This window comes from Curtobacterium sp. MCBD17_013 (assembly GCF_003234565.1).
Lineage (GTDB): Bacteria > Actinomycetota > Actinomycetes > Actinomycetales > Microbacteriaceae > Curtobacterium.
The window spans coordinates 82150-97865 of record NZ_QKTU01000006.1; the positions used below are offsets into that span (position 1 = coordinate 82150).

General features: G+C 72.5%; 16 protein-coding genes and 3 tRNA genes. 9 read left to right on the forward strand and 10 right to left on the reverse strand.

Annotation, left to right across the window (positions count from 1 at the left end; translation table 11 throughout):
- Positions 1-7 precede the first annotated feature (7 nt).
- The 7 genes from DEI81_RS08660 to tilS form a co-directional block, all read right to left on the reverse strand.
- Positions 8-484 carry a DUF3180 domain-containing protein gene (locus DEI81_RS08660; RefSeq protein WP_111010315.1) on the reverse strand — a complete coding sequence of 159 codons (477 nt, stop codon included), beginning with the start codon at positions 482-484 and terminating at the stop codon, positions 8-10.
- Positions 481-1020, reverse strand: coding sequence for a 2-amino-4-hydroxy-6-hydroxymethyldihydropteridine diphosphokinase (folK, locus tag DEI81_RS16555; protein ID WP_111010316.1), 540 nt, complete (start codon positions 1018-1020; stop codon positions 481-483). Before folK ends, DEI81_RS08660 begins: the two co-directional genes overlap by 4 nt.
- Positions 1017-1394, reverse strand: coding sequence for a dihydroneopterin aldolase (gene folB / locus DEI81_RS16560; protein WP_111010317.1), 378 nt, complete (start codon positions 1392-1394; stop codon positions 1017-1019). Before folB ends, folK begins: the two co-directional genes overlap by 4 nt.
- Complete coding sequence (gene folP / locus DEI81_RS08675; RefSeq protein ID WP_111010318.1) at positions 1391-2365, reverse strand: dihydropteroate synthase; 975 nt, start codon at positions 2363-2365, stop codon at positions 1391-1393. The genes folB and folP overlap by 4 nt, the downstream gene beginning before the upstream one ends.
- 9 nt (positions 2366-2374) lie before the next feature.
- Complete coding sequence (gene ftsH, locus DEI81_RS08680) at positions 2375-4372, reverse strand: ATP-dependent zinc metalloprotease FtsH (protein WP_111010319.1); 1998 nt, start codon at positions 4370-4372, stop codon at positions 2375-2377.
- Positions 4373-4498: 126 nt separating this feature from the next.
- The gene (gene hpt / locus DEI81_RS08685; protein ID WP_111010320.1) at positions 4499-5050 is read right to left on the reverse strand and encodes a hypoxanthine phosphoribosyltransferase; all 552 of its coding nucleotides are present in this window, start codon (positions 5048-5050) and stop codon (positions 4499-4501) included.
- Positions 5051-5069: 19 nt separating this feature from the next.
- A complete protein-coding gene (tilS, locus tag DEI81_RS08690; protein ID WP_111010395.1) occupies positions 5070-6194 on the reverse strand; it encodes a tRNA lysidine(34) synthetase TilS in 1125 nt (374 codons plus the stop codon).
- A gap of 63 nt (positions 6195-6257) precedes the next feature.
- Here tilS and DEI81_RS08695 point away from each other — a divergent pair, with 63 nt between their 5' ends.
- Positions 6258-6746: an inorganic diphosphatase gene (locus DEI81_RS08695; RefSeq protein WP_111010321.1), complete on the forward strand. Its 489-nt coding sequence runs from the start codon at positions 6258-6260 to the stop codon at positions 6744-6746.
- Between the two features lie 168 nt (positions 6747-6914).
- Here the strand turns inward: DEI81_RS08695 and DEI81_RS08700 are convergent, their stop codons facing one another.
- Both DEI81_RS08700 and DEI81_RS08705 read right to left on the reverse strand, forming a co-directional pair.
- A complete protein-coding gene (locus tag DEI81_RS08700) occupies positions 6915-8384 on the reverse strand; it encodes an NlpC/P60 family protein (RefSeq protein ID WP_111010322.1) in 1470 nt (489 codons plus the stop codon).
- Between the two features lie 31 nt (positions 8385-8415).
- Complete coding sequence (locus tag DEI81_RS08705) at positions 8416-9783, reverse strand: M23 family metallopeptidase (protein WP_146244061.1); 1368 nt, start codon at positions 9781-9783, stop codon at positions 8416-8418.
- Between the two features lie 292 nt (positions 9784-10075).
- Here DEI81_RS08705 and DEI81_RS08710 point away from each other — a divergent pair.
- The 4 genes from DEI81_RS08710 to DEI81_RS08725 all read left to right on the forward strand — a co-directional run bounded on the left by DEI81_RS08710 (position 10076) and on the right by DEI81_RS08725 (position 11930).
- Positions 10076-10148: transfer RNA gene (locus DEI81_RS08710), tRNA-Glu, on the forward strand.
- Between the two features lie 43 nt (positions 10149-10191).
- Positions 10192-10268: transfer RNA gene (locus DEI81_RS08715), tRNA-Asp, on the forward strand.
- A gap of 60 nt (positions 10269-10328) precedes the next feature.
- Positions 10329-10404, forward strand: a tRNA-Phe gene (locus DEI81_RS08720).
- A 248-nt stretch (positions 10405-10652) separates the two neighbouring features.
- Positions 10653-11930, forward strand: a complete 1278-nt coding sequence (locus DEI81_RS08725; RefSeq protein WP_111010324.1) for an MFS transporter — start codon at positions 10653-10655, stop codon at positions 11928-11930.
- 28 nt (positions 11931-11958) lie between these two features.
- Here DEI81_RS08725 and ddaH read toward each other — a convergent pair whose 3' ends face one another.
- On the reverse strand, positions 11959-12828 hold the full coding sequence (gene ddaH, locus DEI81_RS08730; protein WP_258368582.1) for a dimethylargininase: 870 nt from the start codon (positions 12826-12828) through the stop codon (positions 11959-11961).
- Between the two features lie 252 nt (positions 12829-13080).
- On the opposite strand from ddaH, the gene DEI81_RS08735 reads away from it, so the two are divergent.
- From DEI81_RS08735 to DEI81_RS08750, 4 genes are all read left to right on the forward strand, one after another.
- Positions 13081-13518: an Lrp/AsnC family transcriptional regulator gene (locus DEI81_RS08735; protein ID WP_111010397.1), complete on the forward strand. Its 438-nt coding sequence runs from the start codon at positions 13081-13083 to the stop codon at positions 13516-13518.
- 2 nt (positions 13519-13520) lie between these two features.
- Positions 13521-13946 carry a hypothetical protein gene (locus DEI81_RS08740; RefSeq protein WP_220035655.1) on the forward strand — a complete coding sequence of 142 codons (426 nt, stop codon included), beginning with the start codon at positions 13521-13523 and terminating at the stop codon, positions 13944-13946.
- Positions 13947-14010: 64 nt separating this feature from the next.
- Positions 14011-14871 carry a nitroreductase family protein gene (locus DEI81_RS08745; RefSeq protein ID WP_111010325.1) on the forward strand — a complete coding sequence of 287 codons (861 nt, stop codon included), beginning with the start codon at positions 14011-14013 and terminating at the stop codon, positions 14869-14871.
- Entirely contained in the window at positions 14868-15665 is a 798-nt protein-coding gene (locus DEI81_RS08750; RefSeq protein ID WP_111010326.1) for a YqjF family protein, read from the forward strand. Before DEI81_RS08745 ends, DEI81_RS08750 begins: the two co-directional genes overlap by 4 nt.
- Positions 15666-15716 lie beyond the last annotated feature (51 nt).

Below are 15716 nucleotides of genomic sequence, written 5' to 3' on the forward strand. Positions count from 1 at the left end.
GGGTCGGTCAGATCGCGGTCGTCCCACCCGGGTCGGAGTCGTCGTCGTCCCGGGGCGGCACCGTGCACATGTGCTCCGCGACGAGCGCACACACCATGAGCACCAGACCACCGAACACCGCGACGACGCTGGGCAGGATGGAGCCTAGCGCGGGGACGACGGCCCGCGTGAGGACGAACGCGAGCCCGCCGCCCGTGAACGCGCCGAACAGCACGCCGCAGATGCTCGAGGCCTTGGCGAGGACCACCACCCGCGTCGCGTAGAAGGCGTCGACGGGGCGGGTCGCGGTGCCACGGGCGTGCCGACGGACCGGGATCGCCATGAGCACGAGCGCGATGCCGATGAAGCCCAGGGTCAGCCCGAGCGCCGACGAGAGCACGATGACGGGCCGCTGCCGGGACGCCAGGGCAGCGTCGAGGGCGAACCCGGCGACACCGGCGACGATCGCGACGCTGATCAGGGTGGAGGCGCGGGTGTGTCTCACTGGGGTGCTCCCGGGAGCTCGGACGGACGGGACGCGAACAGTCGGGGTTCCTCGACGCGGACGGTGTCGTCGCCGACCGCGGCGAGCAGCGCGGCGACCGGACCGGCGCCGGGGAGGACCGCGTCGGGGTCGGCGTCGAGCCAGGGCGCGAGCACGAACGCCCGCTCGGCGGCCCGGGGATGCGGGAGCGTCAGGTCGGCGGCGTCGAGCACGACGTCGTCGACGGCCACGATGTCGAGGTCGAGCGTCCGGTCCCCCCACCGCTCGACGCGGACCCGGCCGTGGGCGTCCTCGATGTCGTGCAGCGCGGCGAGGAGTGCGTGCGGCTCGAGATCGGTGTCGACCACGACCACCCCGTTGCGGTACCGGGGCTTCGTCTCGTCGGGCCCGGAGAGGGTCATCGCGACGGACTCGACCTCGTGCGATGCGGCCACCGGGCGCACCCCCGGCACCGCGAGGATCGCCGCAGCGGCCTCGCGCAGGGTCGACCCCCGGTCGCCGAGGTTGGCGCCGAGGGCGATGACGGCGCGCCTCACGGGTCGACCCGCGCGGAGCGGTCCCGGCGGATGGTGATCGACACGTCCGCGAACGGCACCGTGATCGGCGCCTGGGGCTTGTGCACGGTGACCTCGGTGGCGAGTGCCGCCGGGTGCCCCAGGACGACGGCGGCGATGCGCTCCGCCAGGGTCTCGATGAGGTCGACGGGGTCGGACTCGACGGCCGCGACGACCTGCTCGGCGAGCACGCCGTAGTGCACCGTGCGGTCGAGGTCGTCGGGGCCCGCGGCGGCACGGGCGTCGACCTCGACGGCGACGTCGACGACGAAGTCCTGCCCGTCGGCGCGCTCGTGGTCGAAGACCCCGTGGTGACCGCGGGCCCGGACCCCCGTGAGGCGGATGACGTCGTTCACGATCGCGCGGCCCTCCAGGCGTCCCAGACGTCGAGCACCGCGCGGTTCGGGGCGGGGTCGTGGACCCGGACGCCCCAGGCCCCACGCTCGGCGGCGAGCAGCGTGATCGCCGCGGTCGCCAGGTCCCGGTCCCGGGGTGCGGCGTCCGGATCGCTCCCGACGCCGGCGAGGAAGCGCTTGCGTGACGCCGCGACGAGCACCGGGAGCCCGAGCGACGCGAAGCGCTCGTACCCGGCCAGGATCTCCCAGTTCTGCCGACCGTGCTTCGCGAACCCGAGCCCCGGGTCCACGACGACCTGGTCCGGGTGCACACCGAGCACGATGAGCTCCGCGACCCGGAGTTCGAGCTCGCGGCGGACGTCCTCGACGGCGTCCTCGTACACGGCGTTCCGGTGCATCACGTCGCTGTGGCCGCGCCAGTGCATGACGACGAAGCCCGCACCACTCGCGGCGACGACGCGGGCCATGTCGGGGTCGGCCAACCCGCCGGAGACGTCGTTGACGATCGACGCCCCGAGCTCGAGCGACCGCTCGGCCGTCGCCGCGTTCATCGTGTCGACGCTCACCGTGATGCCCTCGGCGACCAGGTCCTGCACGACCGGCAGCACGCGACGCTGTTCCTCGTCGACCGGCACCCGCGGCGCACCCGGCCGGGTGGATTCGCCGCCGACGTCGACGAGGTCGGCGCCGTCGGCCACGAGCCGGCGCGCGTGCGTCACGGCGGCGTCGCGTCGGTGGTGTTCGCCACCGTCGCTGAACGAGTCGGGCGTCACGTTGAGGATGCCCATGATCCGCGCCCGGCCCGGCGTCGATGGGGCCGCGCCCGCCGCACGCGCCGACCGGCGACGCGTCGCCGCCTCCTGCTGCAGGGCAGGGAGGTCGATGGCGACGGTCGCCGGTTCGGCTGCGGCGGCGCGGGCGCGGCTCGCCTCGGAGATCCGGCGCTCGCGCCGGCTGGGGAGGTCGGTCATCCCGCTGGCCTACGCCGGCGCGATACCGGGGTTCCCGCGCGGGGCCCGTGCCCGACGCGGCTTCGCCGGGGGCTCGGAGTCGATGCCGCCGTCGACGGCGCCCTCGTCCACCGGCGCCTTGACCGGCAGCGAGATCGCGGGCAGGTCGCTCACGGGGCGGCTGTCGCTCGAGAGCCACTGCGGGCGCTCGGGCAGCTTCCGGACGTCCTTGAAGATCTCGGCGAGCTCGTTCTGGTCGAGCGTCTCCTTCTCGAGGAGGGCGCCCGCCAGGTGGTCGAGGATGTCGCGGTTCGCGTTGATGACCTGGTAGGCCTCGTCGTGCGCGGACTCGAGCAGGGCACGGACCTCGGCGTCGACGGTCTCGGCTATGTTCTCCGAGTAGTCGCGCTGGGCGCCCATGTCGCGGCCGAGGAACGGCTCGCCCGACCCCTGGCCGAGCTTGACCGAACCGACCGCCGTGCTCATGCCGTACTCGGTGACCATCTTGCGTGCGGTCGCCGTGGCCTTCTCGATGTCGTTCGACGCACCCGTGGTGGGGTCGTGGAACACGATCTCCTCGGCGACACGACCGCCCATGGCGTAGGCGAGCTGGTCGAGCAGCTCGTTGCGCGTGACCGAGTACTTGTCCTCGAGCGGGAGCACCATCGTGTACCCGAGGGCACGACCGCGCGGGAGGATCGTGATCTTCGTGACGGGGTCGGTGTGCCGCATGGCCGAGGCCGCGAGCGCGTGACCGCCCTCGTGGTACGCGGTGATGAGGCGCTCCTGGTCGCTCATGACGCGGGTCCGCCGCTGCGGACCGGCCATGACGCGGTCGACGGCCTCGTCCAGCGCGCGGTTGTCGATGAGCTGCGCGTTCGAGCGCGCGGTGAGCAGCGCGGCCTCGTTGAGGACGTTCGCCAGGTCGGCACCCGTGAACCCGGGGGTCTTGCGGGCGAGGACGTCGAGGTCGACGCTCGCGGCGAGGGGCTTGCCCTTGCCGTGCACCTGCAGGATCTGCTTGCGGCCGATGAGGCTCGGGGCGTCGACGCCGATCTGGCGGTCGAAGCGGCCCGGCCGGAGGAGCGCGGGGTCGAGCACGTCGGGACGGTTCGTCGCGGCGATGAGGATGACGTTCGTCTTGACGTCGAAGCCGTCCATCTCGACGAGGAGCTGGTTCAGCGTCTGCTCGCGCTCGTCGTTGCCACCGCCGATGCCGGCACCGCGGTGGCGACCGACGGCGTCGATCTCGTCGACGAAGATGATCGCGGGAGCGTTCTGCTTGGCCTGGTCGAACAGGTCACGGACGCGGCTCGCACCGACACCGACGAACATCTCGACGAAGTCCGAACCGGAGATCGAGAAGAACGGCACCCCGGCCTCGCCGGCGACGGCGCGGGCGAGCAGGGTCTTGCCGGTCCCGGGAGGGCCGTACAGCAGCACGCCCTTCGGGATCCGCGCGCCGACCGCCTGGAACTTGGCCGGCTCCTTCAGGAACTCCTTGATCTCCTGGAGCTCCTCGATGGCCTCGTCCGCGCCGGCGACGTCGGCGAAGGTGACCTGCGGGTTCTCCTTGTTGTTCATCTTCGCGCGGGACTTGCCGAACTGCATGACGCGCGAGCCGCCGCCCTGGGCGCTCGACAGGAGGAACCAGAACACCAGACCGATGACGAGGAACGGCAGGAACGTCAGCAGGAGCGAGACGAACACGTTCGACTGCTGGACGGTGTCGTTGTAGCCCTTCGACAGGTTCGCCTTGTCGACCGCCGAGACGACGTCCGGCCCACGCGGGGTGGAGTAGTAGAACTGCTCCGTCTGGTTGCCGTCCTTGAGCACGAGGTCGACGCGCTGCTCGGTGGAGTTGATGGTGGCAGAGGCGACCTTGCCGTCACCGAGCTGCTCGAGGCCCTTCTGCGTCGTGATCTGCGACGTCCCGGACTGACTGATCACGGCCCAGCCGATCCAGATCCCGATGACCGCGATGATCACGTACAGGTACGGCCCACGGAAGATGCGCTTGAAGTCCATGTGATCCGGGCGACACGCCCGACACCTTTCTCTGCCGATGTTGCGTGGAAGTCAGCATACGGCCGGGACTCTGTGGGGCGAGTGGGTGTCCTCCGAGGGCGAACTCGACGTCCGGAGGGCCGTTCGTCAGGAGTAGACGTGCGGCGCCAGGACCCCGACACCACGCAGGTTGCGGTAACGCTCGTCGTAGTCGAGGCCGTACCCGATCACGAACGCGTCCGGGATGTCGAAGCCGACGTACTTGACGTCCACCTGCACCTTGGCCGCCTCGGGCTTGCGGAGCAACGCGACGATCTCGACGCTCGCGGCCCCGCGGCTCACGAGGTTCTGCCGGAGCCAGGACAGGGTGAGCCCGGAGTCGATGATGTCCTCGACGATGAGGACGTCGCGGCCGTGCAGGTCGGTGTCGAGGTCCTTGAGGATCCGCACGACGCCGGACGACTTGGTGCCGGACCCGTAGGACGACACCGCCATCCAGTCCATGGTGATCGGGAGCTTGAGCTCACGCGAGAAGTCCGCCATCACCATGACCGCGCCCTTGAGCACGCCGACGAGCAGCGGGTCGCGCCCGGTGTAGTCGGCCTCGACCGCGCGGGCGAGCTCGGCGATCCGGGCGTCGATCTGCTCGGCGGTGAACAGGACCTCGCTCAGGTCGGCCTGGACGTCGGTGAGTTCCACGGGGGCGTGCCCTCTCTGGTCAGTGGTGCGCCGGGCCGGTGCCGCCCGGGTCTCCCAGGATACGGCCGGGCGACCCCGGCCCGGACTCGGACACCGGCCGCCCGGACCCGGACACCCGCCCGGACGTCGTGCTCGCGAACAGCAGGCGGTCGCCCTCGCGCCGCACGCGGACGCCGGGCAGGTCGATCGGCCCCTGTCCCGACCAGTCCGTCACGAGCCGGCACACCTCGAGCGTCTGGAGCCGCGAGAGCACGACGCCGAACTCCCCCTCGACCGCGAGGCGCACGAGTCGCTGCCGCAGGGCCGGCGGGTTGGCCGCGAGTCCCGACACGGACACCGCGATGCCCGCCTCGGCGTGCTCCGCGAGTTCCTCGGCGAGCTCCTCGGCGAAGTGGTCGAGCGCGCTCGCGTCTTCGCGGATCTGGTCGGCGGTGCGAGCCAGGGCCTCGACCACGCCGTCGCCGAGCTCCTCGGCGAGCACCGGCAGCACGCGCGCGCGCACCCGGACCCGGGCGAACGCGGGGTCGTTGTTCTGTGGGTCCGTCCACGGCTCCAGGCCGCTCTCGGCACAGGCCGCGACGGTCGTCGCCCGCCGGACGCCGAGCAGCGGGCGGGCGAGCAGCGGCCCGGGCGCCACCGGTGCCGGTGACCGCGCCGGCATGCCCGACAGGCTGTCCGGACCGCTGCCGCGCAGGAGGCCGAGCAGGACCGTCTCGGCCTGGTCGTCCATCGTGTGCCCGACCAGGACCAGCGGCGACCGCTCCGCCGCGGCGACGGCCGCGATCGCCCGGTACCGGGCCTCCCGGGCGGCGGCCTCCGGCCCACCCGCGTCACCGACGCGGACGTGGTCGACGACGACGGGCGCGAGCCCGAGCGCCTCCGCCTGCCGGGAGGCCGCGCTCGCGACCGCCCCGCTGCCCGCCTGGAGGCCGTGGTCGACGACGACGGCGCCCGCGCGGAGGCCCTGCCGGGGCGCCTCGAACGCGGTCGCGGCCGTGAGTGCGAGCGAATCGGGGCCGCCGCTCAGCGCCACGAGGACGAGGTCACCGGAGGCGAGGGCGCCCGCCGAACGGGCGTCCGCGAGGGACGTCCGCACCGCGCGGCGCACGGCGGCGACTGCGGGTCCGAGCCGGGGCCGGTGCATGTCCACCCTGTAACGTTATCGGCGCTGTAGGACCGCAGAACCATCCACATCGAGGAGTGCCACATGGCCGCGTACGACGTCGTCATCGAGATCCCCAAGGGCAGCCGCAACAAGTACGAGGTCGACCACGAGACCGGTCGGGTGTACCTGGACCGCGTCCTGTTCACGTCGTTCGTCTACCCCACCGACTACGGCTTCTTCGAGAACACCCTCGGGCTCGACGGCGACCCCGTGGACGCCCTCGTCCTGCTCGAGTACCCCGCGTTCCCCGGCGTCGGCGTCAAGGTCCGCCCGGTCGGCGTGTTCAAGATGAGCGACGAGGCCGGCTCCGACGCCAAGGTGCTCTGCGTCCCGGCGAAGGACCCGCGCTGGCAGCACATCCAGGACATCGCCGACGTCGACGAGCAGACGAAGGCCGAGATCGCCCACTTCTTCGAGCGCTACAAGGACCTCGAGCCGGGCAAGTTCGTCAACGCCGAGGGCTGGGGTGACGCCGCCGAGGCCGAGGAGATCGTCGCGGCGGGCTTCGCCGCGTACCAGCCGGGCCACTGAGTCCGTCGCGCCCCGAGGCGCGGCGCTGGCCAGGCGGCCGGCTGGGAGAAGTGAAGGCGGCGGGTGCCCATGGGGCGCCCGCCGCCTTCGTCCGGTGACGACCCCACCCGAAGGGGTCGGCACCGTCATCGGCTCGGAACCCCACCCGAAGGGGTCCCGGCCGGGTCATCAGAGCGAGCCGGTGGGGCGCGCCACGTAGGGGACGATCTGGTACGTGTACACAGCGTAGTTCCGTACGCTGAGTCCCGGCTTGGGGGCCTCGACCATCCGACCGCCGCCGGCGTAGATCGTGTCGTGGTACATCCCCGCCGGGTTCGTGCCCGTCGTCGAGTAGAAGATGATGTCGCCCGGCTGCGCCTGGGACAGCGGCACGAGTCGGCCGAGCGCGGCGAAGTGCTCGTACTGCCAGTCGACCCGGTGCCCACCGACGGCCACGCCGACGCTGCTGTACGCGGCCATCACGAGCCCCGAGCAGTCGTAGGAGTTCGGACCGGCGGCACCGAACAGGTACGGCTTGCCGATCTGGGCGGACGCGAACGCCAGCGCTGCGGAGCCCTTGGACGGTGAGGACGAGCCGGTGCTCGACGTCGGCGGCTTCGGCGCGGGCGCGGTGACGGGCTTCGGCGCAGGCGCGGCCGGCTTCGGGGCAGGCGCGGCCGGCTTCGGGGCAGGCGCGGCCGGTTTGGGCGCTGCGACGGGCTTCGGGGCCGGCGCGACCGGCTTCGGCGCGGGCGCGGTGGCGGGCTTCGGGGCCGTGCCCGTCCCGGTCGGCTTCGAACCGGTCGGCTTCGACGCCGCGGGCTTCGACGCGGTCGTCCCGGTGCTCCCGGTGGCGGCGGCCTTCGTCGTGCCGGCGCCCCCACTGGTCGTCGAGGTCGCGATCGCCCGCTCGGCTTGCTTCGCCTGCTGGTCGGCGAAGTACGCGGCCTCGGTGGTCGCCGTCGTTCCCTTGAGGTACGCCAGCTGGTCGAAGAGCGTCGACTGCTGGTCCTGCACGCTCTTGAGCCGTCCGGCGGCGCTCGCGGCCTGGTCGTTCGCGTCGGACAGCGACGTCTTGGCGGCCGTGGTGGCCTTGCCGAGCGCGGTCTCGGCCGCGGAGGCCTGGTGCTGCAGGGCGTCGACCTGCCGCTGGTCGGCCTCGGCGTCGGCGAGGATGCCCGCCGAGCGAGCCGACAGGTGCGACATCGTGCCGACCTGGTACAGCAGGTCCTTCGCGTCGGCGCCGTCGACGAGCATCGCCGTCGAGAGGTCGCCGCCGCCCGTCCGCGAGAGCTCGACCACGAGGCCGGCGACCTGCTGGGCGGAGACCTTCGCCTTCGCCTCGGCCTGCTTCGACTGGCGCGTCAGGGTGTCGACCCGGGTCTGCGCCGCCTGCTGTCGCGATGCCGCCCGCTGGTACGCCTCACCGGCCTGCTGCTCGGCGACCGAGGCCCGCTCCGCCTGGGTCTGGAGCGCGTCGAGCGACGAGGTCAACGTGTCGACCTGGTGCTGCGTCGCCGCCTGGGACTGCTTCGCCGCCTGCACGTCGGCCCACGAGGGAGCGGACGGACTGGCCGACGCCGGTGCGGCGACGGTGAACGTCAGTCCGAGCACCGCGAGGGTCGCGGCGCCTCCGATGAGGACGCGTGCTGGCTTCATGCGGGTCAGTGCCTCCTGGGCGCGCTCGTGGTCATACCGAGATCCCCCGCGCAGCCATGAAGGGGACCGGGTCGACGGCAGCGCCGCTCACCCGGGTCTCGAAGTGGAGGTGGCAGCCGGTCGACCAGCCGGTCGAGCCGACGAGCGCGATCTGCTGTCCCGCGACCACGGTCTGGCCCGCGTGGACCAGGAACCCGCCGTTGACGATGTGGCCGTACGCCGTCGAGATGCCGCCACCGTTGTCGATGATGACCTCGTTGCCGTAACCCCCGCCGTTCGCGGCGAAGGTGACGGTCCCGCTGTGGGCGGCGTAGATCGGCGCACCACAGCCCGGCGCGAGGTCGACCCCGGCGTGCAGGGCGTACGCACCGGTGTAGGGGTCGACGCGGTAGCCGTAGGGGCTCGTCTGGTACCCGGCGGACGGGCGGACCCAGCCCGACCCGTTCGGCGTCGTGGTGGTGGTGCCCGTGCTCGTCTGCGCGCCGGCGCCCCCGGTCCGGGCGGCAGCGGCGGCGCGAGCGGCAGCCGCCCGAGCAGCAGCAGCGGCTCGCGCGGCAGCGGCGGCTCGCGCGGCAGCCGCGGCCTTGGCGACGGCGACGCCCTTGTCGTAGTTCGCCTGCACGTTCTTGGCGTTCGTCGTCAGGAGGACGAGCTGCGCCTGCAACCGCGCCTGGTTGTCGTTCTGGTCGTCGAGAGCGCTCTGCGCGGCCGTCGCGGCGTCGTTCGCGTCGGCCAGTTTCTGCTGCGCGGCGTCACGGAGCGTTCCGAGCGCCTTCTTCGCCACCCCGGCCTGGTCGGTCAGCGCCTGCGCCGTGCCGCGGTCCTGGCTCGCCTGCTCGTAGATGCCGTCGGCCTGCTCGGACAGCTTCGACATCGCGCCGAGCTGGTAGAGCAGGTCCTTCGCTCCGGACGGGTGTGCCAGGAGGTTCGAGGTGACGTCGTTGTTCGACGAGCGTCCGAGCTGCGCGGCGAGCTGCCCGGCCTGGCGCTCCGACGCGGCCGCGGTCTTGCGGGCCTCGTCCGCCTGCGTCCGGAGCTTCTGCTCCTTGAGCGCGGCCTCGTCGTACTCGGTCTGCGCCGTCTGGTAGGCCTCGCCGGCCTTCTCCGCGGCGGCCTGCTTGGCCGACACCTGGGACTGGAGGGACGCGATGAGTCCCTTGATCTCGGTCACCTTCGCCTGCTGGGCGGCCTGGGACGCCTTGGCCGCCTGGACGTCGGACCAGCTCGGGTAGGACGTGGCGGACGCCGACGAGGGCGTCCCGGTCGCGGCGAGGACACCCCCCGTGAGCGCGACGACGACGGCGAGGACGAGGGCACGGGGTCGGCTCGCGGGGACGGCGAGGGCCCGAGCGGCGCGTCGGGGCGCGGATCGGCGGCTGATGGAGGAGGAAGAAGTCATCGGTCTCGATTTCGTAACAGCACGGCGAGGCGCACCCGAGTCACACTGTCAACAGTCGCAACAGTAACAACAGGGGTGTCGGACACTCCACCCCCCTGGCGAGGGGCATGGGGCACCGACGTCGGACCCACGGGGAACGACGGCACGGGGTTCTCTCTGCGGCGAGTGAACCCGGATGCCCCGGTCACGACGCCCGCGACACGCCGACCGGCGAGGCGGTATCCGCTCGGTTTGGCATTCGCGGCGAGCTTCCGTATGCTGGTTCTCCGGTAGCTGTGAAGCATCGCTTGACGGCCCCATCGTTTAGTGGCCTAGGACACCGCCCTTTCACGGCGGCAGCACGGGTTCGAATCCCGTTGGGGTCACTGCAGGCGGGGTGTCCGGCGCCGCCCACAACTCAACAAGCATGGCCCTGTAGCGCAGTTGGTTAGCGTGCCGCCCTGTCACGGCGGAGGTCGCGGGTTCAAGTCCCGTCAGGGTCGCCATGGCGTCCGGTCCTCGGACCGAGTCGTCCCGGGCACCACTCGATCCATCGAGTCGCCCACGGCTGGATAGCTCAGTTGGTAGAGCGTTCGACTGAAAATCGAAAGGTCCACGGATCGATGCCGTGTCCAGCCACCATCGCAAGGCCCTCGCGGGAGCGGGGGCCTTCGTCGTTCCCGACTGCCGCCGATCGGACTCCCGCCGAGCGTTGAACACGTCGTGTCCCGTTGAACAACGGCATCGCGGGGTGCAACAGGACGGCGGGTGTGCGGAGCCGGGCGGCGCGTGTGCGAAGCCGAACGGCGGGTGTGCGAAGCGGGACGCGACGGGTGGCGGGGGCGGGACGGTCCTCCCGGCCGGGACGGGCCTCCCGGCATACTGAGCGGATGACGGAGCCGGGTCGGACGACGGGGGCGGCGGAACCCGCCACGGTGTGGCGCAACGCACCGTTCCTCCGGCTGTGGAGCGGCGAGTCGGCGAGCGCGGTCGGCAGTGAGCTCGCCGTGCTGGCGATCCCGACCCTTGCGGTCACGGTGCTCGCCGCCTCGACGTTCGAGATCGGCGTCCTCACCGCGCTCGAGACGGTGGCGTTCCTCGTCATCGGGTTGCCCGCGGGCGCCTGGGTGGACCGGATGCGGAAGCGCCGGGTGATGCTCGCGGCGGACCTGACCCGCGCGTTGCTCCTGGCGACCATCCCCGTCGCGTGGCTGCTCGGCGCGCTGACGATCTGGCAGCTCATGGTCGTGGCGGCCCTGGTCGGCGCGGCGACGGTGTTCTTCGACGTGGCGTACCAGAGCTACCCGCCGATGATCCTGCCGTCGGCGCTCCTCGGCGACGCGAACGGCAAGCTCGAGGCGTCACAGCAGGTCGCGCGCGTCGGGGGTCCCGCGGCCTCGGGTGCCCTGCTCGCGGCGCTGCGGCCGGCGCTCGTCGTCGGGATCGACGCGCTGAGCTACCTCGCGTCGTTCGTCGCACTCCTCGGGATCCGGGACGACGAGCAGCCGCGGCCCGAGCACGAACGCCTGCCACTCGTGACCGAGATCCGCGAGGGCCTGGCGTTCGTGTTCCACCAGCCGCTCCTGGTCCGGGTCGTCCTGTGCACGGCCGGCTTGAACCTGTTCTCGGGGATCGGGGGGACGGTGCTGCCGCTCCTCGTCCTCCGCGACCTGCACCTCGGCACGCTCGTGTGGGGCGCCGCGACGAGCGTCGGCGCGGTCGGGGGACTCCTCGGCGCGCTGGCCGCCGGCAGGGTGGCCCGACGCGTCGGCGAGGGCACGGCGATCCCCGTCGCGGCCGTCGCGGCCGGGGTCGGGGCGCTGCTGCTCGCGACGCCGGGGCTGGTGCCGACGCTCGCGGTCCCGCTGCTCGTGCTGGCCGAGTTCCTCACGAGCGCCGGTGTCCTCGTCTACAACATCACGCAGGTCACCTACCGGCAGCGGATCTGTCCGCCGCGCCTCCTCGGCCGGATGAACGCGTCGATCCGGTTCGTGGTGTGGGGCGTGGTGCCCATCGGGGGCATCGCGGCGGGACTGCTCGGCACGTGGCTCGGTGTCGAGGCGACCATGTGGGTCGCCGGCATCGGTGCCCTGCTCGCGGCGCTGCCCGTCCTGCTCTCGCCCCTGCTCGGCATGCGGGAACTCCCGGCCGAGCCCGCCGCCGCGTAGTCACGACGGGCTCGGGAGCAGGGACCGGTCAGGCGGTCTCGACGGGGTGCAGGTCGAGCGTGCAGCACTTGACGCCACCGCCGCCGAGCACCAGCTCGGACAGGTCGACCCCGATCGGGTTGTACCCGCGCTGGCGGAGCTGCTCGGCGAAGGTCGTCGCGCGGGCCGCGATGACGACGTTGTGGCCGTCGCTGTAGGAGTTGAGCCCGAGGATCGCGGCGTCCTCCTCGGTGGCGATGATCGCGTCGGGGAACCGGCGGTGGAGCTCGGCGAGCGAGGCCTCGTCGAACGCGGACTCCAGGTAGGCGATGTTCGCGACGCCGTCCACCGGCTCGGGGTCGAGGACCGCGATCGCGGTGTCGAGGTGGTAGAACGCCGGGTTGACGAGCTTCAGGGTGACGACCTCGCGGCCGTACACGCGGGCGATCTCCTCGTGCGAGGTGCTGTCGCTGCGGAACCCGGTGCCGGCCAGGATGACGTCGCCGACGAGCAGGAAGTCGCCCTCGCCCTCGTTCGTCTCGACCGGCTCGGCGACGCGGAGGCCGTGCTCGCGGAACCAGTCCATGTACGCGGGGCCCTCGGGCTGGCGCTCCGGGTACTGGAACTTCGCGCCGTAGGCGACGCCGTCGAGCACGAACCCGCCGTTGGCCGCGTAGACCATGTCGGGCAGCCCCTCGATCGGGTCGATGAAGTGGATGTCGAACCCGAGCCGCTCGTACGTGTCGACGAGGGTCTGCCACTGGGCGACCGCCTTCGCGGTGTCGGTCGGCTCCTCGGGGTGCATCCAGGGGTTGATGCGGTAGCTCACGGTGTAGTGCGTCGGCTTGCACATGAGGACGGTGCGCTTGGTCGCCGTGCGGGCGGGCGCTGGGGTGGTGGCGGGGGCCGGGTTCGACAAGGGGTCTCCTGGGCGGCGGACCCGAGCCTGCCAGGGGACACCGTTCGAGGAGCGCTGGGGTGAGGTGCAGGCTCACTCACCCGTGGACGAGGCGGACCAGGTCGACGCCCCGGCACAGTGTGCCACGCGGCGCTCCCCGCGGACAGACCCCGCCGTGGGGGTGTCGCGGCGGCGCCGATCGCATGTGCGTCCGCGCAGGATCCGTGCGCCTGCTCCGGGGCGGACGCAACGACCGCGCGTAGCATGACGGCGATGGATTCGCTCGACCACCGCATCCTCGACCAACTCCGCGAGAACGCCCGCGCCGGCTACGGCGACATCGGCGCGGTGGTCGGGCTCTCGGCGTCCGCGGTGAAGCGCCGCGTGGACCGCCTGGTGGCCGATGACGTCATCCAGGGCTTCACGATCAAGGTCGACCCCGCTGTCGAGGAACGCGGCACCGAGGCCTGGGTCGAGCTGTACTGCCGCGGCACCGTCTCGCCCGACGAACTCCGCGCCGTGCTCGAGAACGTGCCCGAGGTCGTCGACGCCGGAACGGTCACCGGGAGCGCCGACGCCGTCGTGCACATGCGGAGTCGGGACATCGCGTCGCTCGAGGAAGCCCTCGACCGCGTCCGCTCCGCCCCGCACGTCGACCACACCCGCAGTGCGATCGTGCTGTCGCGACTCGTCTCGCGCGAGTCGCTGTGAGCGTGGCACCGCGCACGACCCGGACGCCGGTCCGCCGCTCCGTCCCGCGCTCGCCCGGGAGGCCCGGCACCCGTCGCGCGGGCACCGCTCCGGCCCGCGTCCTGGTCACCGCCGCCACCGTCGCCTACCTCGCGAACTGCGCGTGGGGCATCGCGGTCGCGACCGGCGTCATCCGGACGAAGCGGCTCCGGGTCGTGCACCACGCGCTGTTCGTCGTGACGGCGACCCTGACCGGCGCCGCCGTGACGACGCCCGTGTGGACCCGCTCGCGGGCCGCGGCGTTCCTCCTGCCCGCACTCGTGCCCCTCGCCGCCGCACCGCGCATCCCCGCCCGATCGCGTGCACACTGGAGAGTCGCGGTCGCGGCGGCACCGTCCTACCTCGGCGCCGTGCTCGGACTCCGCGCGGGACGGCCCGAGCGCTCCTGACCCGGGAGCCGGCCCACCCGCGTGCACCGGGCCTCCCGTCCGACCGCCGGGAAGGACAGCGGCAGTGGAGCTCATCGAGGCGATCAGACGGCGACGGACGACGAACGGGGCGTTCCTGCCCGATCCCGTCTCCGAGGAACACCAGCGTCTGCTGATCGAGCTCGCCGGGCGGGCGCCCTCGCAGCTCAACAGCCAGCCGTGGCGGTTCGTGCTCGTCGAGGAACGGCCGACGATCGAGCGGATCGCCGCGATCAGCGGCTCGTCGATGACGCGGACGATGGCCGAGGGCACGTTCTTCGAGCGGTACAAGCCGTACTTCCGGTTCTCGAAGGCCGAGATGGAGGCCCGGCGCGACGGCATGCTGTTCGACAAGCTGCCCGCGCCGCTCCGACCGTTCACGAAGCAGGTGTTCACGCCCCGCGGCCAGAAGCTCATGAACACGCTGCGGGTGCCGCAGACCCTCGGCGAGGAGAACCGGAAGCTCGTCGCGGGATCACCGCTGCTGATGGGGGTGATGCTCGACCGGCACGAGTACCGGCACGAGGAGACGAACGCGTTCTACTCCGTGTTCAGCATGGGCGCGGCGATGGAGAACATCTGGCTCGCCACGACCCAGCTCGGCATGGGCATCCAGTTCGTGTCGTTCCCGATGGAGATCCCGAGCGCCTGGGCCGAGGTCGAGGACGTCCTCGGGGTGCCGGACGACCTCGAGCTCATGGCCGTGTACCGGCTCGGGTACCTGCCGCCCGAGCGCCGCCGGCCCGCGATCGACTGGGTGTCGAACGAGCGGAAGCGGCCGTCGCAGTACGTGTTCCGCGGGACGTGTCGCACGCCGCAGACGGGCTGGGACGACGCACCGCTCGTGACGCCGATCGAGGACGACCCGGCGGCCGACGCGACGACCTCGGGGAGGGACGCGTCGTGACGGGGGTCGCTCCCGTCCTGACGACCGCCCCGGCACTGCCCGGCCGCGCGTTCATCCGGCAGGGGTGGCACGACGTCGTGTTCCTGCACTGGCGGGTCGACGTGTCGGCCGTGGCCCCGCTCCTCCCGGCCGGCGTCCGACCGGACACCATGGGCGCGGACGGCGTCGACGACGGGGTGACCACCTGGGTCGGCCTCATCGGGTTCCGGTTCACGGACACCGCGTTCCCGCCGCTCGCGCCGATGCGGCGGCTCGGGACGTTCGTCGAGGTCAACGTGCGGGTCTACACGGTCGACGACCGGGGGCGGCACGGCGTCGTGTTCCTGTCGCTGGACGCGGGCCGGTTCCTGCCGGCGGTCGCGGCACGGGCGATGCTCGGGCTGCCGTACCACTGGGCGCACGCGGCGACGCGGTGGGGCGGGGACGGGACGCGCGGCCGGGGTGCCGCCGCTGGCCGACACGGCGAGGGCGGCCGCGTGGCGTACGCGATGCGGCGCCACGGGTCCTCGGCGCGCTCGCGGTTCGCCGTGCACGTCGGTGCGCCCATCGCCGAACCGTCACCGCTCGAGCAGTTCCTGACCGCCCGGTGGGGCATGCACGTCCACCGCTTCGGGGCGACCCGGTTCTGGCCGAACGAGCACCCGGCCTGGCCCCTGCACCACGCGAGGGCCGAGTCGGTGCACGACGACCTGATGGGCGAGGTCGGGCTGCCGCGCTCGCTCGCCGACGTCCCGCCGGACTCCGTGCTGTGGTCGCCCGGTGTGACGACGTCGTTCGCCCGCGGGACGGCCTGAGCCGAGCGGCACGACATCCGACGGTCGTGACGGGTGCGACCGGCGCGATCG